18 protein-coding genes and 1 tRNA gene are annotated in these 18,254 nt (G+C 64.6%); 10 read left to right on the top strand and 9 right to left on the bottom strand.

Annotation, left to right across the window (positions count from 1 at the left end; translation table 11 throughout):
* The first annotated feature begins 20 nt into the window (after positions 1–20).
* The 6 genes from VOI18_RS12165 to VOI18_RS12140 all read left to right on the top strand — a co-directional run bounded on the left by VOI18_RS12165 (position 21) and on the right by VOI18_RS12140 (position 4,632).
* Positions 21–626, top strand: coding sequence for an NUDIX hydrolase (locus VOI18_RS12165; protein ID WP_323762686.1), 606 nt, complete (start codon positions 21–23; stop codon positions 624–626).
* The gene (gene cysE, locus VOI18_RS12160) at positions 626–1,450 is read left to right on the top strand and encodes a serine O-acetyltransferase (protein ID WP_323762685.1); all 825 of its coding nucleotides are present in this window, start codon (positions 626–628) and stop codon (positions 1,448–1,450) included. The genes VOI18_RS12165 and cysE overlap by 1 nt, the downstream gene beginning before the upstream one ends.
* 113 nt (positions 1,451–1,563) lie before the next feature.
* Positions 1,564–1,788, top strand: a complete 225-nt coding sequence (locus VOI18_RS12155) for a DUF3126 family protein (RefSeq protein ID WP_011643008.1) — start codon at positions 1,564–1,566, stop codon at positions 1,786–1,788.
* On the top strand, positions 1,785–2,564 hold the full coding sequence (locus VOI18_RS12150) for an ATP-binding cassette domain-containing protein (RefSeq protein ID WP_323762684.1): 780 nt from the start codon (positions 1,785–1,787) through the stop codon (positions 2,562–2,564). Before VOI18_RS12155 ends, VOI18_RS12150 begins: the two co-directional genes overlap by 4 nt.
* On the top strand, positions 2,561–4,138 hold the full coding sequence (locus VOI18_RS12145; protein WP_323762683.1) for a glycine betaine ABC transporter substrate-binding protein: 1,578 nt from the start codon (positions 2,561–2,563) through the stop codon (positions 4,136–4,138). Before VOI18_RS12150 ends, VOI18_RS12145 begins: the two co-directional genes overlap by 4 nt.
* Positions 4,135–4,632 (top strand): hypothetical protein, encoded by a 498-nt coding sequence (locus VOI18_RS12140; protein ID WP_323762682.1) that lies wholly within the window; start codon positions 4,135–4,137, stop codon positions 4,630–4,632. Before VOI18_RS12145 ends, VOI18_RS12140 begins: the two co-directional genes overlap by 4 nt.
* Positions 4,633–4,747: 115 nt before the next feature.
* Here the strand turns inward: VOI18_RS12140 and VOI18_RS12135 are convergent, their stop codons facing one another.
* Positions 4,748–5,509, bottom strand: coding sequence for a PhoH family protein (locus VOI18_RS12135; protein ID WP_323762681.1), 762 nt, complete (start codon positions 5,507–5,509; stop codon positions 4,748–4,750).
* 300 nt (positions 5,510–5,809) lie between these two features.
* Between VOI18_RS12135 and VOI18_RS12130 the strand changes: the two genes are divergently transcribed.
* Positions 5,810–6,340: a gamma carbonic anhydrase family protein gene (locus VOI18_RS12130; protein ID WP_323762680.1), complete on the top strand. Its 531-nt coding sequence runs from the start codon at positions 5,810–5,812 to the stop codon at positions 6,338–6,340.
* A 24-nt stretch (positions 6,341–6,364) separates the two neighbouring features.
* Here the strand turns inward: VOI18_RS12130 and VOI18_RS12125 are convergent, their stop codons facing one another.
* From VOI18_RS12125 to VOI18_RS12115, 3 genes are all read right to left on the bottom strand, one after another.
* Positions 6,365–6,889 carry a DUF4339 domain-containing protein gene (locus VOI18_RS12125; protein ID WP_323762679.1) on the bottom strand — a complete coding sequence of 175 codons (525 nt, stop codon included), beginning with the start codon at positions 6,887–6,889 and terminating at the stop codon, positions 6,365–6,367.
* A 115-nt stretch (positions 6,890–7,004) separates the two neighbouring features.
* A complete protein-coding gene (locus VOI18_RS12120) occupies positions 7,005–7,628 on the bottom strand; it encodes a PilZ domain-containing protein (RefSeq protein ID WP_323762678.1) in 624 nt (207 codons plus the stop codon).
* 58 nt (positions 7,629–7,686) lie between these two features.
* A complete protein-coding gene (locus VOI18_RS12115; protein WP_323762677.1) occupies positions 7,687–8,247 on the bottom strand; it encodes a PAS domain-containing protein in 561 nt (186 codons plus the stop codon).
* Between the two features lie 206 nt (positions 8,248–8,453).
* Here VOI18_RS12115 and VOI18_RS12110 point away from each other — a divergent pair, with 206 nt between their 5' ends.
* Positions 8,454–9,350: a hypothetical protein gene (locus VOI18_RS12110; RefSeq protein ID WP_323762676.1), complete on the top strand. Its 897-nt coding sequence runs from the start codon at positions 8,454–8,456 to the stop codon at positions 9,348–9,350.
* Positions 9,351–9,482: 132 nt separating this feature from the next.
* On the opposite strand, the gene VOI18_RS12105 is transcribed toward VOI18_RS12110, so the two are convergent.
* Positions 9,483–10,733: a 2OG-Fe(II) oxygenase gene (locus VOI18_RS12105; RefSeq protein ID WP_323762675.1), complete on the bottom strand. Its 1,251-nt coding sequence runs from the start codon at positions 10,731–10,733 to the stop codon at positions 9,483–9,485.
* 132 nt (positions 10,734–10,865) lie between these two features.
* Between VOI18_RS12105 and VOI18_RS12100 the strand changes: the two genes are divergently transcribed.
* Positions 10,866–10,942: transfer RNA gene (locus VOI18_RS12100), tRNA-Met, on the top strand.
* A gap of 75 nt (positions 10,943–11,017) precedes the next feature.
* Here VOI18_RS12100 and thrC read toward each other — a convergent pair.
* From thrC to VOI18_RS12085, 3 genes are read right to left on the bottom strand one after another with little or no spacing between them, the layout of a single operon-like run.
* On the bottom strand, positions 11,018–12,304 hold the full coding sequence (thrC, locus tag VOI18_RS12095) for a threonine synthase (protein ID WP_323762674.1): 1,287 nt from the start codon (positions 12,302–12,304) through the stop codon (positions 11,018–11,020).
* Entirely contained in the window at positions 12,301–13,245 is a 945-nt protein-coding gene (locus VOI18_RS12090) for a homoserine kinase (protein ID WP_323762673.1), read from the bottom strand. The genes thrC and VOI18_RS12090 overlap by 4 nt, the downstream gene beginning before the upstream one ends.
* Positions 13,242–15,041 carry a homoserine dehydrogenase gene (locus VOI18_RS12085; protein WP_323762672.1) on the bottom strand — a complete coding sequence of 600 codons (1,800 nt, stop codon included), beginning with the start codon at positions 15,039–15,041 and terminating at the stop codon, positions 13,242–13,244. The genes VOI18_RS12090 and VOI18_RS12085 overlap by 4 nt, the downstream gene beginning before the upstream one ends.
* Before the next feature lie 598 nt (positions 15,042–15,639).
* Here VOI18_RS12085 and VOI18_RS12080 point away from each other — a divergent pair.
* On the top strand, positions 15,640–16,050 hold the full coding sequence (locus VOI18_RS12080) for a hypothetical protein (RefSeq protein ID WP_323762671.1): 411 nt from the start codon (positions 15,640–15,642) through the stop codon (positions 16,048–16,050).
* A gap of 410 nt (positions 16,051–16,460) precedes the next feature.
* On the opposite strand, the gene VOI18_RS12075 is transcribed toward VOI18_RS12080, so the two are convergent.
* Positions 16,461–18,074: a phosphoenolpyruvate carboxykinase gene (locus tag VOI18_RS12075; protein ID WP_323762670.1), complete on the bottom strand. Its 1,614-nt coding sequence runs from the start codon at positions 18,072–18,074 to the stop codon at positions 16,461–16,463.
* Positions 18,075–18,254: the final 180 nt, after the last annotated feature.

The raw sequence follows: 18,254 nt of genomic DNA, 5'->3' as shown, positions 1-18,254 counted from the left end.
CATAGTGACGAAGGTGCATGATGAGCCGGACGCGTGGCCCCTGGACCGTGCTGGACGATCGAGAGGTTTACCGCAATGACTGGGTATGCCTGACCGAGTATGCGGTGACACGCCCGGACGGCAAGGCTGGCATCTATGGTGTGGTCGGGTTTGCCAATCATGCCCTTGCGATCCTGCCAGTGCGGGCGGACGGGCATATTGTGCTTGTCGGCCAGCATCGCTTTCCCCAGAACCGATACAGCTGGGAGATCCCCGAGGGCGGCGGTGCGCTGGATGCCGATCCGCTCGAAGGTGCGGCGAGGGAACTGCGCGAAGAGACCGGGTATACCGCGACAAACTGGCGCGAAATACTGCGCATGGACCTGTCCAACTCGGTTACCGACGAAACGGCGATCGGCTATCTGGCAACCGGCCTGACCCCGGGCGACGCGGAACCCGACGGGACCGAAGACCTGCGCACGCGCGAGCTGCACTTTCGTGATGCTCTCGAAGAGGTGACATCGGGCCGGATCACCGATGCCTTGACGGTAGCGATGCTGTTCAAGGCATACTACATGGCCCGGGAGGGTGAGCTGGACTCCGATCTGTCGGCCGCCATGCTGGATCAAGGCGCGAGGAGAGTGTGATGTCGCTCAGCCAAGTCGAAAAACCTGTGGAAGCCCGGACCGGCACAGAGTCCATCTGGGCGCGACTTCGCGTGGAAGCCGCATCGGCAGCTGCCGAGGAGCCGATTCTGGCCAGCTTCCTGAATGCGGCCATCTTGCGCCACAACAATTTTTCCGACGCACTGGCCTATCGCATCGCCGCCAAGCTGGCCGATGCCCAGCTGGATGCGATGCTGGCCCGCGATGTTGCCGAGGAAGCGATTGCCGGAGACCCGGATATAGTCCAGCAGGCGGCGGCCGACATGATTGCGATCGATGAGCGCGACCCGGCCTGTCTGAGCCTTCTCCAGCCCTTCCTCTATTTCAAGGGTTACAACGCCCTGCAGGCCCACCGGGTTGGTCACTGGCTGTGGTCGCAGGGGCGCCAGACCCTGGCGTTCCACCTGCAAAGCCGCGTCGGTGAGCGGTTCGGGCTGGATATTCATCCGGCTGCAAGGATCGGTCGTGGTGTGATGCTCGATCATGCGACCTCCGTTGTGATCGGTGAGACCGCGGTGGTGGGAGATGATTGTTCGATCCTGCATGAGGTTACCCTGGGCGGAACCGGCGCCGCGCACGAAGACCGTCACCCCAAAGTCGGCAAGGGCGTCCTGATTGGCGCCGGAGCGCGCGTGCTGGGCAATATCACTGTCGGCGACGGAGCGAGGATCGCTGCAGGCTCCGTTGTACTGGAGCCGGTGCCGGCCGGCTGCACGGTCGCCGGCGTTCCGGCCAAGGTGGTCGGAAGCTGCGGCAAGGACCCGGCCAGGAGCATGGACCAAAGCCTGCCGCAAGGCTCTGGTTGAACCGATCTGCCTGCTTTTGCGGGCGTCACGACGACAGCAACTCACTGGACGTGCCCCCCCTGCATGGGGTTAGTTGGCGCCGACTTCGAATCCCCCGACCGGAGAATGATCCCGTGAACAAGAACATGACCATGCTGGAAGCGGCCAAGCTCCAGATGTTCCTGCAGGCCAAGCTCAACCCGGAGATGGTCGTGCAGTGCCGCAACCGTCCCGATGAGTGCGCCGAAATCCATATTGGAGACGAGTGCCTTGGCGTCGTCGCCAAGATTATCGATGAGGGCGAAACCTCATACTCGTTTGAAATCACCATCCTGGATATCGACCTGGAAGATCTTTGAGCGAAACGACGCCTCCCGTCCTCGAGGTCTGCAAGGTCTCCAAGACCTATGCCGGCCATGTCGAGGCTGTGCGAGGCGTCTCGCTCGAGGTTGAGACAGGTCAGCTCCTTGTCCTTGCGGGGGCATCGGGGTGTGGCAAGACAAGCCTGCTGAAAATGATCAACCGCCTCGAGGAACCCTCGGGCGGTTCGATCATGTTTGGGGGCGAGGATATCGCCGGCCAGGATGCGGTCGCCCTGCGCCGCCGTATCGGCTGGGTCATGCAGGGCGACGGCCTGTTTCCCCACATGAGTGTCCGCCGCAATGTCGGCCTGATCCCGGCCATGTCCGGGCAGGATGCGGCGCGTGTCGAGTTGCGTGTCCGTGAGATGCTGGACATGGTGCGCCTCGACCCCCACGAGTTCGGAGACCGGATGCCGGGCGAACTGTCCGGTGGCCAGCGCCAGCGCGTCGGATTTGCCCGAGCCCTGGCCGGACGTCCGGAACTGGTCCTGATGGACGAACCGTTCAGCGCGCTTGATCCGATCACCCGGGACGGGCTGCAACAGGACTTCCGGGATTTGCAGGCAGAGCTCGGTTTTGCTGCTGTAATGGTCACCCATGACATGGCTGAAGCCCTGATCATGGCCGACGTGGTCGCGGTGATGCGCGACGGTCGGATCATCCAGCAAGGCACCCCGCACAGCCTGATGATCGCCCCGGCGGACGACTATGTGTCCGACCTGCTGGAAACGCCGCGCCGCCAGATGCGGGCCATCGCGGAGCTGGCGCAGTGAGCGACAATCTCGCCGAACGCTGGGCTGAGCTTCCGGACCTTCTGGCCGGCCACATGTTGCTGTCGCTGGCAGCCATCCTGGTCGGCCTGTCGATCAGCCTGCCGCTGGGGATCCTGGCGGCGGCCCGGCCGCGTCTCGCGGCGGTCGTTCTCAATCTTGCCAGTGTGATCCAGACCATACCCGGTCTGGCATTGCTGGCACTCATGGTGCCGCTTCTGGGCGGCATGATCGGCTATGCGCCGGCCTTTCTGGCGCTGATGCTGTATTCGATCCTGCCGATCCTTCGAAACACGATTGTCGGACTTCAAGGACTTGATCCGGTTGTGCGCGAAGCCGCCAGGGGTATCGGCATGACGGCGCGTGAACGCCTGTGGCAGGTCGAGTTGCCGCTGGCATTGCCGGTCATCGTGGCGGGCTTGCGTACCGCCGTCGTGTGGGTGGTCGGTGCTGCGACCCTGGCCACACCGGTCGGTGCGTCCAGCCTCGGCAATTACATCTTTGCCGGCCTGCAGACCCGAAACTGGCTGTCCGTCCTGTTTGGTTGCCTGTTTGCAGCCGGGCTGGCGATTGCGCTCGACCAGATCATCCGGCTGCTGGAAGTCGCCGCCCGTGATCGCCGGCGGGGTCTGGCGATCGGGGTCGGAGTGGCGCTATCGGCACTGATCGTGATCACGATAGCGCCGAGCCATGTCCCCTCAGGCGTGTTTCGCCGCGCCGGGGCGGATATGGCGCAGACGGGGGATCGCAACGACCTCGCTGACGAAACCATTGTGGTCGGCGCCAAGGCCTTCACCGAACAATACATTCTTGGTGCCGTAATGCAGACGCGGCTGGAGTCGGCAGGGGCCCGCGTCGAACGTCTCGACAATCTGGGATCAACCATCGCCTTTGATGCTCTGCGTACCGGCGAGATCGATGTCTATGTCGACTATTCCGGTACCATTTGGGCGACGGTGATGAACCGGCCTGAACCGGTCAATCGCCATGCCATGCTCGCGGAAATGACCGGCTGGCTGTACGCCGAGCACGGCATCCTGGCGTTGGGCGGGCTGGGGTTTGAGAATGCCTACGGCTTCGCGATGGCGCGTGACCGGGCCGAAGCGCTGGGGGTCAGCAGTCTCGCCGACCTGGCCGCACATTCCGATGGCATGACTGTTGGTGGTGATGCCGAAGTCTTTTCGCGACCGGAATGGGTCAAGACCCGCGATCAATACGGTCTCGGTGCCATGCAGACCCGCGCCATGGACGCGGCCTTCATGTATGGCGCCGTTCGGGACGGGCAGGTCGACATGATCTCGGCCTATACGACCGACGGGCGCATCGCCGCCTTCGACCTGCTGGTCCTGGAGGACCCGCTGGGCGTCCTGCCGCCCTATGATGCGGTCATCCTGTTGTCGCCGGACGCGGCGGCCAATCCGGAACTCGTCAATGTCCTGTCCGGCCTTGTCGGAACCATCGACAGCGATGCCATGCGGGAGGCCAATCGCCGCGTCGACCTGAACCGCGAAACGCCGGCCCAGGCGGCAGGCTGGTTGCTGGAACATCTGCGGACGGGCCCGGGAGCCGATCAATGAGTGGATATGCCGGTACCGGGCGCCTTCAGGACGGTGAATGGTTGATGCGCGCCTGCATGATGCTCAACAAGGACCTGCCGCTTGGGGCCGAGCCCTATACCGAGATGACCCAGCTGAACCGGGTCTGGGCAACCCAGTCGGCCGAGTTCGAACAACTGCTGACCCTTATCGACCCGGAAGGCGATGTCGATCGCTCCATTTTCCCGGTGCTGGCTTTCTTTGATCCGTCCGAGAACTGGCCATTGGACATCATTCTCGCGGCGATGGCGGCGCTGGGGGTCTGGCTGTTTCTGCCCGATTGGTACGGGGTTGCCGAATATCTGGCCTATTTGCTGATCGGTGCCTTTGTTGCGGTGCAGTACCTTCGGGCCCGGCGGCTGCGCGAGCGGGCCAGGGCTGAAATCATCAAACTCGGACTCGATCCCGACGCCCGGCACCCGCTGACCTTGCGGATCCTGGTGCGCTATCGCAGGAAGCCTGTGACGCTGCATTGAAGCCGGGCCTGCCGGATCGCGGCCGTTGGTGGCCCGCCGACAAAGGGCGCGAGGCCAGCCAGCCCCGCGCCCTGTTCACCGCGTGGATTGCGTCCCTGCGGCCGGCTGCGGCGGGTCAGAGAACCGTCAACATGGTTGCCACCAGAGGGTGGCGGACAATGTCCTCGGCCGCCAGTCGGCAGACCGCGATGTCATCGAGCGCGTCCATCTTGTCGGCGATCTGGGCCAGGCCTGACATTTCAGGCAGGAGGTCGGATTGGGCCGGGTCACCGGTGACCACCATGGTCGAGTTCCAGCCCAGCCGGGTCAGCAACATCTTGAGCTGGCCATAGGTGCAGTTCTGGGCTTCGTCGACGATCACGAAGGCGTTGTTGAGGGTGCGACCGCGCATATAGCCGATCGGCGCGATCTCGATCAGGCCTTCGGCCATCATGGCCTTCAGCTTTTTCGGGCTGAGCCGGTCTGCGAGTGCGTCGTAGAGCGGCCGCAGGTAAGGCGCGAGTTTCTCCTCCATCGCCCCAGGCAGGAAACCGATCGACTCCCCAGCCTCGACGGCGGGGCGGGACAGGACGATGCGGCTGACCGATCCGGCCTCCAGGGCCTCGACGGCCTTGGCGACCGCGAGGAAGGTCTTGCCGGTGCCTGCCGGTCCCAGCGCCAGAACCAGATTGTGGTCCTCGATGGATTTCATGAGGACGGCCTGGCCCTGCGAACGCGGTTTCACATTCTTGATGAAACGCTGGTCACGCATGGGCTCCCTGGCATCCGGGGACCAATTGGTCCCCGGAAAAAGGGCTCGGACCTTGGTTTCTTCGGATTGATAGTGCGCCGTGTTGAACTCGGCACGCTGGCGACGTTTGACGATACGCTTACCCATGGCTGGAACCTCCACACATGAAAAACCCCTCGGCCGGAAGGCGAGGGGCGAAGACACACTGCAACGAAAACGATTCGAGGGACTCGAAGGAATGGGGTCCGGATGAACCGGATGATCCTGGCGGGCTGGGTCGCAGACTGGTCATACCGTCTACCCGGTGCCTCCTTTGGAGTTGCCGAAACGATGCAAGGCCGGATGGGCAGGTCTCGAATCGCGGTTACAGTGTCAGTGTAACCCGGTGAAGAAGGTCTGAACGACCGCGTCGCGAATAATTCACGCAAAAGATATTGGGAGACCAAGATGGCGATCTATGCATTGGACGATTCGTGCCCGGTCCTGCCGGAAGACGGCCGCTACTGGGTTGCCGAGAGCGCCCAGGTCATCGGGCGGGTTGTGCTCGAGCCGGGGGCCAGCGTCTGGTACGGCGCCATCATTCGCGGCGATAATGACCCGATCACCATCGGTGAGAACTCCAACGTTCAGGACGGGGCCGTCCTGCACACCGATGAGGGCATCCCGCTGACGGTCGGCAAAGGGGTGACGATCGGGCATCAAGCCATGCTGCATGGCTGCACGATCGGTGATGGCTGCCTGATTGGTATCGGCTCGACCATCCTCAATGGGGCGAAAATCGGCAGGAATTGTATAATCGGCGCTCATGCCCTGATCACCGAAGGCAAGGAAATCCCAGACAATTCACTGGTCGTGGGGGCACCCGGCCGGGTCATGAAAACGCTTGGTCCGGAGATGGCCGAATTGCTCAAGGCGTCGGCCGACCACTACGTCGCCAACTGGCAGGCGCACAAGGCAGGCTTGCGCCGGATCGACTGAAGCACGGGTTCGAACCCGCCAGCCCTAATGGGCGCGGCTCCACAATTCGCGGATATTCTGGTCGGCGTCGCGACCCAGATTGAACCAGGCTGCGCGGTCATGCGACGCGTCGATCACCAGCAGCTTATCTTCGCGTCCCAAAATGTGACTGAGCTCGTTGCGCAGCACGGCCGATGTGGTCGGGCCGCGGAGCAGCCAGACATGGCCGGTGATTGGCTCAAGATCGCCATAGGCGCTCAACGCCTTGTGGAATTCGGTTCCGTTCTCGGACTCGATTTCGGCGATGACGACAAAGTTCGCGGGCCTTGCACCCGGTGTCACGCGCTTTTCAGCTTCTGGTGAAGCCTTTGATTCGCCTAACCATTCCCGGAAGGTGTCAATGTCCGAGGCGTGTTGCCACAGGCCGTCCCGTTCCGGACACACGTGGGAGTGCGCAGCAATGCGCCCTTCGCCAACAAAGGCTTTCATCTGCTGTGGGGTATAGGGGCCGTAGACACGGCCCTCAACTTTCACAAACCAGGACATTGCGATTCCGTCATCGCGAGGCATTTCAGATCTCTTTTGCACTTTACTACGTACCGCCTATCACCCTGATACGGCAAGAATCGGGCCGCAGATGGAGATAACCCCGAAAAGGCGAACAAATTGGCGATCAGCGACTCATTTATGCTGCTTCATAGCCCGTGGACGAGGCTTCAGGCGGATCGAACACGACCGCGAAGCCATTGTCCAGAATGCGCGCCACACGTCCTGACATTTCCCCGACACGAAGCCCCTCACCAACCCGCGGACGTTCGAGGCATTCGAAGGCCGCGCCGGTGACCGACACATCCACGACATTGGCCTGGATGACGACGCCATCGGACAGGATAACGCGGGCCCGGCCACGCCCTGGCCGACGCGGGGCGGTCCGGTCTTCGTCCAATCCGAGCCGGTCCTTGTTGAAGCGCCAGGTGATGGCGTCGGCGAGCTTGTCGCGTTTGCGCATCGGGGCGTTGAAGCGGATGGAAATCTCGTCGCCGTCCTGACGCACGACCTGGCCTTCCACCCGCCCGATCGATGTGATCATCAGCACGATGCGGGTGTCGGCGGCGATTTGCAGGCGGGCAATGACGCGGGCGCCACCGGGCGATATGTCGATCAGGCGGCAGGCATGTTCGCCATTGGCTTCCGACCAGAAGCGACCGTGCAGCTGCAACGGCATGCGGGCGTGGCGGCGACGCTCCTGCGAGCCGCGTGCGGCGATCTTGATCTTGCGTCGGTCGAGCCGGCCGGGTTCGTCAGTCATTGCTATGACCTCCTGCGAACCAGCATCCTAGTCGCAAGGCGTTAAAAAGGTTTTGTCATCATTGGTCGTTTGCGACCTTTTGCGCACCCGTCCCGATGTCGATCGCAAGGCCTGGAAATATGCGGTCGGGCAGGGCTGGCGGATGGATTTCTCGCAAGGTCGTGCGGACCGCGGGGCGCCCCTTGAAGGCCTCGGTCGAGTCGAGTGGCTGGAAAAGGCCCAGCGTGCGGTCGATCGCCCCCGATGGACCGCGCAAGGGGAGAAATGAGATTTCGACGGGCAGCTGGTGCATGTCGAGACTCGTGGCGCGGGCAATCATGGAAGCCGGAGCCGCGCCGGTGATCGACGCCTCAAGGACCGTCTGCACATGAATGCGATCATGGCCCTGCCAGAGGGACAGGAAATTCTGTTCGCGGAATTCACGCTGATAGAGGTCGCACAGATGGGTGCCGGCCAGGCGGAAGATATGGTGTTGCGGATCGGCACGCCACAGGATGAAGACATAGCCCAGAAGCCGCGCAATATCCTGCGGTTCGATATCGGCACGGTGCGGTGCGGCGCCGCCCTGGCGTCGGGTCTGCCAATAGGCATGCAGGGCTTGTGATTGCGCATGGCGCATGGGTGTCTCCACTCGGTCGGTCAGGTTGAGACGTGGCACACCGGCCGACGTTCATGCCTGTCCCGCTTCAAGATCGGGGCCATACCCCTGAGGCGGGAAAGCCGTCTGGCGGCATTCTTCAGGGGCGCGAAACCGGAAGTCCTCAGGCCAGCGGCAAATTGGCCCTGCGTTTGCATGGACGGGGGCAATACGTAAGGAGCACGACCATGCGCGTTTCAGCCCGGCACGCCTTTTTGATCCCAGCGACCGCTGCGTTCGCCCTGTTTGCTGCCCCGGCATCAGCCGGCGGCGGCGGCGGCGGTGGTGGCGGTGGCGGCGGATGCTGTGCACCGCCCCCGCCTCCATCCTGTTGCACACATGGCGGTGGTCATACGGTCAATGTCCCGAACATCAATATCCATGGCGGCAATATCAATGTTGGCGTCAATGTCTCAACGCGGGTCAATGTGAACACCAATGTCAACGTCAATGCCTCGGCCAACGCCAATGCCGGAGCGGGCGCCAGCGCGGGGGCTGGCGCAGTGACATTTATCGGTGGGGGCTCCTACTCGCCGATGACGACAGCGCCCGCCGCGACCGCGATCACCGGGCTGAATGTGGTCGGTGTCGAGGAGGAGACCGAGTACGAATACTATGAGGAAGAGCGCACCCGCTGGGTCGAGGAATGGCGCGTCGTCCGGTCCGTCTGTGTCGACGACAACGGCACCCCGCACCCGGCGTCCCGGGTCGATGCGGACGACCGGGTTGCGGCCACGTTCGACGGTGAAATCTTCCGTTGCATGGCTGGTACCGCGATGCAGACCACGATCGGCTGGGTTCGCGACGGAGTCTATGACTGGGACGACGCGCCGACCATCATGTGCCGCAAGGGCGAAGCCCTGCGTCATGCCGCTGGCGGAAACCTGCGCTGCGAAACCCAGATACCGCGCCGCAATTGCAATGAACGCTCGCTCCTGCGGATGCACGGTCCGGGCGTGAAAATGGTCTTCATGCGCCGCGAGGAGCGTTACACCGAGCGCGTGCGTCACGAAGTCGAGCGCGAACGTCGCCAGACGGTCTCCATGACCCTGATGCTGGACGGCGGTGTCGGCGGCTATCGCTGACCCGACACGACTGAAATCATCATCCACTGACTGCCCCGGCCTGTGTTCAGGTCGGGGCATTTTTTGTCCGGCCCATCATCGCCGGTCAGGACGCGCTCTGTGCCGACCCGGGTCGCCGTCGGCCGGCCTGCGTCAGATCCGCTCTCGCAGCCACAGGCTGGCGATCACCTTGACGCCGTTGGAGACGGGTTCGCCGGCGTGCAGGCTGGCCTTGTGACAGCTGCCATCGGCGTCAACATTGTCAAAACTCAGCCCGTCGCCGCGCTTGCCCGTCCAGCGAACATCGATGCGCGGAAAGACCGTGTCGCCGCCGGTAAACTCTTCGTTGAGGCGAACAAGCGAGGTCGCGATCCGCTGGCCACGCCGGGCAATGTCCCGCGCCGCCTGTCCCTTGGAATCAAGGATGAAGTCAAAATGGGCGCGGTACTCCTCGCCCGGGCGATAAACGATGACTGCCAGCGCTTCGCCGTGGCGCGGCGGCTGGCCGGACAGGGCGGCCATCCGGCACTTGATGGCCCAGGAGACCAGGTCCATCGCCTGTTCAGGCATCGGGGCGGTCAATGAGCTGCGATAGGGGTCGTTTTCCAGCTGGCCGGTTTGCGGGTTGATGATCTGGGCCGGTTTCAAAAGCGGCGCCGCACCAACCGTCAGATAGTCGCAGGCGCTGGGCGCCAGTGTGGCCGGCCAGCGATCAATGCGCGGGCTGTCATGAAGCCGGTCCGGTTCCCCGACCGGGGCCTCGAGGCTTGCGGCCATGCGGGCAAGAACCGCGTCCGGATCGTCGGGCGGGGGCGCGCTTGTGCCTGTGGCTGCTGCCGGAAGCTGGGCGCAGCGATGCATTAATCCACCGGCCATCGGATGACCGGAATTGGCCAGGCCCTGGCCCAGCGTGTCGAGGCAGGCGAAGCGTTCCCCAGCTTCCAGGGATTCGCGCATCAAGGCGGCGATCGCGAGGCCCGAGCCGCTTTTTCCGGCCTGTTCCAGCCAGGCCCGGCCGGTGGCGGCATCACCGGTCATCACGGCCAGCAGGCCCAGTTCGGTCAGCGCAACCCAGTCGCCGGCTTCGGCTTGCGCCATCCGGTCTGCGAGGGCACCGTTCCAGTCGGCCCGGTCAGCCCCGATTCCGGCCGCCCGGAAATAGGCCCGGTGCCGGTCGCGCATCACGCCGGCCGGTGCGGTGTCCAGCGCGGCCCGGGTCCGGGCGGCGAAATCGGGCTTCGCCTCCGGCAGGCCGCTCAACTGGACCAGCAGGCCCATGGCCGCTTCGTCACCGGTCCGTGTCGCCGCTTCGGCTGTGTCAAAGGCCGCGTCATGGCGGCCGGCATGCCAGTCGCTCAAAGCCGTTTGGGCTGTCTCGCTGGCGGTGGGATTTGTCTCGGTCATGGCCGCCAGTTTAAGCCATGCTTTTCAAAACAGGCCAAGCGCAGCTATGCTGTTGACCGTACACGTATCGCAGCTTACACACGCGCTCCCGACAGGCAGTGCCGCCAGGCCGCGCCGTCCGGGACACCCTGATGCGGGGTGGAGCAGTCCGGTAGCTCGTCAGGCTCATAACCTGAAGGTCGTAGGTTCAAATCCTACCCCCGCACCCAATAAAGCCCGCTAACTCAACGAGTTGGCGGGTTTTCTTTTTGGGGTTCTGCCGACGAGGCCGGCGTCAGGTTACCTCACCCCGCCAAAATCCCAGCCAGCTCCGGCAATCCGGCATCCATGTCCTGACACCGCGCTTCGCGTCCCAGCACCGCTTCCAGCGCTGGTGGCAGGGCGACGGGCTGGCCGATCACCGGCTCGACGGTGTCGGCAAACTTGGCGGGGTGGGCGGTGGCGCCGATGATCCAGCGGCGGGCCTGGCGGTGGTCTGCGTCGAGAGTGTGGAAGGCTTCCAGCGCCGTTGCGGTGTGGGGGCATGCGATGTAGCCGGACTGGTCGAATGTGGCACGCAGGCGGGCCTTGATGGTGTCGTCGTTGACGCGGATCACGGCCTCGATCTGGCCGGGCGACAGGTCGGCGAGGCGTTCGAAATTGCTGGGGGTGCCGACATCCATGGCATTGGCGAGGGTGGCGATGGAGGGGCGGCCTTCATACTGGCCCGAGGCGTGCCAGTCCGACAGGGTCACATTGGCATTGGTGGCCAGCACGATCGGGCCGATCGGGACGCCGCAGGCGCGGGCCAGCACGGCGGCGAAGGCATTGCCCAGATTGCCGGTCGGGATGATCAGGCCGGGCGGCGTGCCGGTCTCGGCGGTGACGTCCAGCGCGGCGCGGGCCCAATAGGTCATTTGCGGCAGGAAGCGGCCAATGCTGATCGAATTGGCTGAGGTGAGATTGTGCCGGCGGGCGAGATCGGGGTCGGCGAACGCCGCCTTGACCAGCGCCTGGCAAGCGTCGAAATCACCGCTGACCCGCACGGCCTCGACCGGTGGTTCCCAACAGCACAGCTGGTGTTCCTGGAAGGGCGAGATCCGTCCGGCCGGGAAGAGGATGACGGCGCGGGTGCCAGCGACGCCTTCCGCCGCGCAGCCGACGGCCCCGCCGGTATCGCCGGACGTGGCGACCATCACGGTGACCGGGCGGTCGGTTGATTGTCCCAGGGCGGCAAAGGCGCGAAACAGGAAGCGGGCCCCGAAATCCTTGAAGGCGCCGGTCGGGCCGTGGAAAAGCTCCAGTATGTCCGGTCCGTTATCGGTCGTGGCGAGCGGTACACGCGGGCAGGGGAAGTCGAAGGCGTCGGCGCAGATCGATGAGAGGGCAGGCTCGATCGCGCTGTCCGCGAAGAAGGGGGCGAGCAGTCGGGCGGCGAGGCCGGGCATGTCGGGAGTGTCGTTGAAATCGCCCGCCGTGAAGTGCGGCTGCTCCTGCGGCATGTAGAGACCGCCATCGGGCGCGACTCCGGCGCGCAGCGCGGCTCCGGCGTCGACCAAGGGGGCCTGGCCGCGGGTCGAGCGATACATCATTCCACCGACTCCACACGCAGGCCGGCCGAGTCGATCGGCGCGTCATAGGCGTTGGCGTCGCAATTGGCGGCGCGAAAGGCGGCGGCCATGGCGCGCTCGACGGCGGCGAGCTCGGTCTCGGCGGCCCAGGCAAAGACCGAGGGGCCGGAACCGGAGAATGAGCATCCCAGCGCGCCCGCCTCGCGCGCGGCGCTCTGGACCGCGGCCAGCTCGGGCAGGAGGGGCAGGCGTTGCGGTTCGATGAAGATGTCGCTCAGCCCGGCGCGGACCAGATCGAGATCATTGATGGCGCAACCGGCGACGAAGCTGGCCATGTTGCGGGCATGCTCGACCGCGATGTCCTTGGCGATGGTCGGGGCGAGCAGTTCGCGGGCGCGCTGGGTCTCGACCTTGCGGTCGGGATGGAAGAGGACGCAGGCTACCCCGGCGGGCAGCGGCAGACGGCGGATCAGCGGCGGGTCGAGGCGGCCGGCGACCACCAGCCCACCCATCAGCGCGGCCATGACATTGTCCCAGGGCGGCGGGTCGGCGGAGACCTTTTCGCCCTCCATCGCCAGTGGCAGGAGCTCGCTCAGGCTGAAGGGCGAGCCGAGCAGGGCATTGACGGCACCGGCAGCCGCGACGGCGGAGGCGGCGGATCCACCCATGCCGGCACTCAGCGGCACGCCCTTGTGGATATCGACGACGAGACCGCAAGGCGAACCGGCGGCCTGAAGGACGGCATCGGCGGCAGCGAGGGCGCAATTCTCGGTGACGGCTTCAGGCAGGCGCTCGACCAGTCCCGAGACATGGCCCAGGCGGACACCCGGCGCACCGTCACGATGGACCGTGACGGTGTCGCGCACGGCGTCGAAGGCGAGGCCGAGCACATCGAAGCCGACCCCGACATTGCCGATACTGGCCGGTGCACTCGCGCGCGCCAGCGAGGGTTTTTTGCTCATGCCACCGTCCTCGACATCCGGCGACCATGGTTAAGTGGATTCTCCGGCTGGCGCGACGCGGCTTGGGAGGGCCGCAATGTCTCGCGCTGGATGTCCATGATGTCGGCAAAGACGGCCTCGGCGGTGGGCCAGCGCCCCGCCCCCTTGCCGAATACGCCGACCTGTCCGCCGGGCAGGTTGAGGAGGGCGCCATTGCCCTCATTGACCAGGCCGGCCAGCGGATGATCCGGCGCCAGGGCGCGGATCTCGACCCGGGCCTCCACGCGGCCCTCCGAGTTCGTGCTGCAACAGGCGATCTGTTTGAAGACCAGCCCCTGTTCGTTGACGGCGGCGATGCGCTCGGCCGACAGGTCGTTCAGGCTTTCGCGGGCGATCTGGTCGGGATGCAGCGCGATACCGAAGGCGTGGCGGACCAGGATGGCCAGCTTGTCGGCGGCGTCCAGGCCGTCAATGTCGGCGCTGGGGTCGGCCTCGGCAAAGCCCAGGCGCTGGGCTTCGGCGACGGCGGCGGCGAGCGGCACGCCCTGGCCCAGCTGACCGAGCACGAAATTGCAGGTTCCGTTCAGGACGCCCTCGACCGATAGCAGCGTGTCATTCCGGGCCAGGAGGTCGACGAGCTCGAGCACGGGCACGCCGCCGCCAATCGACGCGGAGTAGCGCAGCGAGCGACCATTTTCCTCGGCAAGATCATGCAAGCGGTCAAAGTCGAGAGCGATGACCGCCTTGTTGGCAGTCACCAGGTGGGCCCCGTCGCGCAAAACGCTTTGCGACAGGGCGCGGGCCAGGCCGGTTCCGCCGATGGTCTCGACGACAATGTCCGGCTCGCCGCCCAGGGCTTCGGCCGGATCGGCTGTGAAACGCAAAGGCGTGGCGGCTTGTGCGCTGTGCTGCTCCGGGTCGCGCACCAGCACCGGGTTGAGCGTGAAACGGCCGGGATGGGCCAGCAGGTGGGCGCAGACACCGGCGCCGACGGCGCCATGTCCCAGCACGGCAACCCGCAGCGGCTTCATGTCCGGACCGTCGCCGGCGCGTTTCTCGACCGCGGCGATCCGCGTCGCGTAGGGTCGGCCCAGCGCCGCGACTTCGATCACAACATCCTGTTCCCTGGCCCGGGTGATGGCCTTGTCCTGCACCAGACCCCGGCTGACCCTGGCGGCTTCATCATAATCGAGCTGGTCGAACCGTTTGGCATTGGCGACCTTGGCCGGATCATCGGTATAGACCCCGTCGACATCCTTGATCAGGCGGACCCGGTCGGCGCCCAGCCAGTGGGCGAACTCGACCGCCGTCAGATCCGTGCCGCCCCGACCCAGGGTGACAGGACCGTCGGCGCCTTCGCCAAAGAAGCCCGGAGCCACGATCACATCGACCGAGGCGAAGCGCTTGAGCACGCGGTTGGCGTCGAGACCGGTGAGGTTGGCATCCAGCGCCTCGCCTTCAGCCCGCAGACCCATTTCGTGGGGATCGAGGACGGCGGCAGGGATGCCGGAGCGTTCAAGGGCAAGCCCCATCAGGGCCGCCGATTTCAACTCGCCGCAGCGCACCAGGCGGGCCAGCAGCGCGTCGCTGCAGCCCTGGCCGACATCATTGCCGACCCCGAACAGCGCATCGGTCTCGCCATCGAGCGCCGAGACCACCGCGACCACTTTCTCGCCGGCGCGGACATGGCGATAGATCTCGTGGGCGGCGCGGGCGTAGTCGTCAGGCTTGAACAGGACGGAGCTGCCGAATTTCAGCACGCAAAGTTTGAGGCGGTGGCCGGCTTGTTCGGGTTTGGGTTGGTCTGGCAAGGCCATGGGTCGGGTCCTTCGGGTCGGGTCGTGGGATGGGTCGGGTTGAGGTCTGATGGGGTTGGGTGAAGCTGGATCGGTGAAAAATCGGCATGAAAAAACCCGCTGCCGGTGAGGGAGCGGGTTCGGTGTGTTGCGGTTTGTCTGGTCCCGCTACGTCACGCCGTCCGCCCCCTGATCCAGGAGGTCGTCGAGGTAATCATGGTGGTGGTACCGAGGCCGCTTTCGATGGCGCAACCGGTCACGCCCGACCCCGAAGGGGTCGACCGGAGGGTGCTGGCAATGTCCATGGCATGGGCCATTTCGACAAATCCTCTGCCGCATCGGCGGCGGGCCGGTCCAGCATGATTGCTGCACCTGCAAAACTCGATGACAAGAAGTGCGCAAAAATTTCGCGCGGTCAAACCCTTTTTGGCAGGATTCCTGTAATCAGGTGTTGAGACGGGCATTCTCGGGCATGATTTCTTCATCAGGGCGAGTAGAAAGCTGGCCGAGATGACCCGGAGGCCCGGTCAATGCTGGCGCAGGACTGCCGGCTCGTGCACTCTGGCGATCAGGACAGGGGGCGCCGCACGGTCGCCCGCGCAGACCCGACGGAGGCAATATGGTCCGGATGATTTTGGCGGTACTGGCCGGCGTGATAGGCGGCGGGATTGTGACAGGCCTGCTGGAGGCTCTGGGCCATATGGTCTTCCCTTTGCCGGACGGGTTGATCCCGGAGGATCTCAGTGACCGGGAGGCTCTGAATGCGGCGCTTGCGCAGGTCCCGGACATCAACCGGGTGGCGGTGATTGCCGCCTGGGGCGGAGGCGCCCTGATGGCGGGCTGGCTGACCACCACGCTGGCGCGCCGGCATCATCTGGCCCTGGCGCTGGTCGCTGGCGGAGGTCTGCTTTTCGCCGGTCTGAGCAATCTCATCTTCATCCCCAGCCCGCTGTGGATGTGGGCGTTCGGACTGGCAGTCTTCCTGCCAATGGCCTGGCTGGGTTATCGGCTGGCGGGCAAGCGGGGGTGAGGGGCAAGTCGCGCGGATTGGTTCTGACTTGTCGCGCGCGCTTGGCTCCATGCCTAGTACTCCTCCCTCGATAAAACGAAAAAGCCCCCAATCCACCGTCATCCCCCGGATGTCCGCTCCGCGCGCTCCGTGAGATGACGGTTTTTGAGGATTGAAGGAGAAGAGGCGCGCCTCGCGCGCACCTTGATCCATAGATCCCTTGTCAGCCAGCGGGCCGTATCCGGTTCTTGAGGTCAAGGGCGGCGCAGCCGCCGCTTCGCGGTTTCACCCTTGAGCTCAAGAACCGGATACGGCTAACTCCCGGCAAGGGGTTTATGGCGCGGAGAGCGCGTGCGCTTTTCCTCGAGCAGCCAAGAAAAAAGCCCCGACCAACCGGCCGGGGCTTTGTCGTTCTCGCAGTGACGCCAGCCTTACTCAGCCGCGGTCAGCTCACGCACCTTCGGTGCTGCCGCGCGCACATAGGGCGCGACATGGTCTTCGAAGGTCTTGAAGTTCTCTATGAACATGGTGGCGAGTTCGGCCGCGCGGGCGTCATAGGCATCTTTGTCGAACCAGGTCGAACGCGGGTCTAGGATGCTGGCGTCAACGCCATCGACCGCGATCGGCACCATGAAGCCGAAATTCGGGTCTTCACGGAAGGCGGCGCCGTTGAGTGAGCCGTCCATGGCGGCGTTGAGCAGGGCACGGGTGGCTTTGATCGGCATGCGGTTGCCGGTGCCGTAGGCGCCGCCGGTCCAGCCGGTATTGACCAGCCAGCAATCGACCTGGTGCTCGGCGATCAGCTCGCGCAGCAGGGCGCCGTATTCGGCCGGGTGACGCGGCATGAAGGGGGCGCCGAAACAGGTCGAGAAGGTGGCCGACGGCTCGGTCACGCCTTTCTCGGTTCCGGCCACCTTGGCGGTGTAGCCGGAGAGGAAGTGATACATGGCCTGGGCCGGGGTCAGTTTGGCGATCGGCGGCATGATGCCAAACGCGTCGCAGGTCAGCATGATGACGTTTTTCGGATGGCCACAGCGACCGGTGTCCGAGGCATTCGGGATGGCCGACAGCGGATAGGCGCCGCGGCTGTTCTCGGCGAGGCTGTCATCATCAAGGTCGAGAACGCGGGTCTGCGGATCCATGACCACGTTTTCCAACACCGTACCCCACATCTTGGTGGTGGCGTGGATTTCCGGCTCGGCCTCGGCCGACAGGCGGATCATCTTGGCGTAGCAACCGCCCTCGAAATTGAACAATCCATTGGGCGACCAGCCATGCTCGTCATCGCCGACCAGCGTGCGGCTGGCATCGGCGGAGAGGGTGGTCTTGCCGGTGCCGGACAGGCCGAAAAAGATCGTCGCGTCCTCGCCGTCCTTGTCCGAATTGACCGAACAATGCATCGGCATGACGCCCTTGGCAGGCAGCAGGTAGTTAAGGATGGTGAAGACCGATTTCTTGGTCTCGCCGGCGTAGGATGTGCCACCGATCAGCACCATGCGGCGCGCGAAGTCGACACCGATCACGGTCTCGGAGCGGCAGCCATGACGGGCAGGATCGGCCTTGAAGCTGGGCAGGTTGATGATGGTGAACTCGGCGGCGAAGTCCGCATACTCGTCAGCAGCTGGAACACGCAGGAGATGGCGGATGAAGAGCGAGTGCCAAGCCAGCTCGTTGACCACCCGCACCGGCAGGCGGTGATCCAGATCGGCGCCGCCGAACAATTGCTGGACGAAGAGCTCCTTGCCGGCCATGTGGGCCTGGAAGTCGGTCCAGAGCGCGTCGAAATGCTCCGGCGAGATGGCGGCGTTGTTGTCCCACCACACCTGGTCTTCGGTTTCGCTGTCGCGGACCGTGAACTTGTCCTTGGCCGAGCGTCCTGTATGGGCGCCTGTCTTGACCACGAGGGCGCCACCTTCGGCAATCTCGGCCTCACCGCGTTGAACCGCTTCTTGATAAAGCCGTGGCTCGTTCCAGTTGAGATTGATTGTTCCGGCCTGGACACCCAATGCTTCGAGGCCGCCATCGAGACGTTCTGACTTGGACATGTTTTTCCTTACCCCCAGTGCACCCGCAACGCTTTTGCCGCGTTATCGGGCAGGACACCTGTTTGCCCGGCAATCGCCTCGAAACGAGGCAGGGCCAGGTCATTCACGTCAGCGGACGCAAGTCACTTGCCAGTCGCGCCAAACCCTCATGGTATGGGGCCGGTAGCAGATCGAAAGAGT

This window comes from Maricaulis sp. (assembly GCF_034670125.1).
Lineage (GTDB): Bacteria > Pseudomonadota > Alphaproteobacteria > Caulobacterales > Maricaulaceae > Maricaulis.
This window is presented reverse-complemented; position numbering and strand designations above follow the sequence as displayed.

Excerpts from the sequence above, each read along its gene's own strand:
- cysE (WP_323762685.1), top strand. The coding sequence starts at position 626 with ATGTCGCTCAGCCAAGTCGAAAAACCTGTGGAAGCCCGGACCGGCACA.
- VOI18_RS12075 (WP_323762670.1), bottom strand. The coding sequence starts at position 18,074 with ATGTCCAAGTCAGAACGTCTCGATGGCGGCCTCGAAGCATTGGGTGTC.
- thrC (WP_323762674.1), bottom strand. The coding sequence starts at position 12,304 with ATGATGTATCGCTCGACCCGCGGCCAGGCCCCCTTGGTCGACGCCGGA.
- VOI18_RS12105 (WP_323762675.1), bottom strand. The coding sequence starts at position 10,733 with ATGACCGAGACAAATCCCACCGCCAGCGAGACAGCCCAAACGGCTTTG.
- VOI18_RS12135 (WP_323762681.1), bottom strand. The coding sequence starts at position 5,509 with ATGGGTAAGCGTATCGTCAAACGTCGCCAGCGTGCCGAGTTCAACACG.
- VOI18_RS12080 (WP_323762671.1), top strand. The coding sequence starts at position 15,640 with ATGGTCCGGATGATTTTGGCGGTACTGGCCGGCGTGATAGGCGGCGGG.
- VOI18_RS12110 (WP_323762676.1), top strand. The coding sequence starts at position 8,454 with ATGCGCGTTTCAGCCCGGCACGCCTTTTTGATCCCAGCGACCGCTGCG.
- VOI18_RS12165 (WP_323762686.1), top strand. The coding sequence starts at position 21 with ATGAGCCGGACGCGTGGCCCCTGGACCGTGCTGGACGATCGAGAGGTT.
- VOI18_RS12090 (WP_323762673.1), bottom strand. The coding sequence starts at position 13,245 with ATGAGCAAAAAACCCTCGCTGGCGCGCGCGAGTGCACCGGCCAGTATC.
- VOI18_RS12085 (WP_323762672.1), bottom strand. The coding sequence starts at position 15,041 with ATGGCCTTGCCAGACCAACCCAAACCCGAACAAGCCGGCCACCGCCTC.
- VOI18_RS12125 (WP_323762679.1), bottom strand. The coding sequence starts at position 6,889 with ATGCCTCGCGATGACGGAATCGCAATGTCCTGGTTTGTGAAAGTTGAG.
- VOI18_RS12120 (WP_323762678.1), bottom strand. The coding sequence starts at position 7,628 with ATGACTGACGAACCCGGCCGGCTCGACCGACGCAAGATCAAGATCGCC.
- VOI18_RS12130 (WP_323762680.1), top strand. The coding sequence starts at position 5,810 with ATGGCGATCTATGCATTGGACGATTCGTGCCCGGTCCTGCCGGAAGAC.
- VOI18_RS12140 (WP_323762682.1), top strand. The coding sequence starts at position 4,135 with ATGAGTGGATATGCCGGTACCGGGCGCCTTCAGGACGGTGAATGGTTG.
- VOI18_RS12115 (WP_323762677.1), bottom strand. The coding sequence starts at position 8,247 with ATGCGCCATGCGCAATCACAAGCCCTGCATGCCTATTGGCAGACCCGA.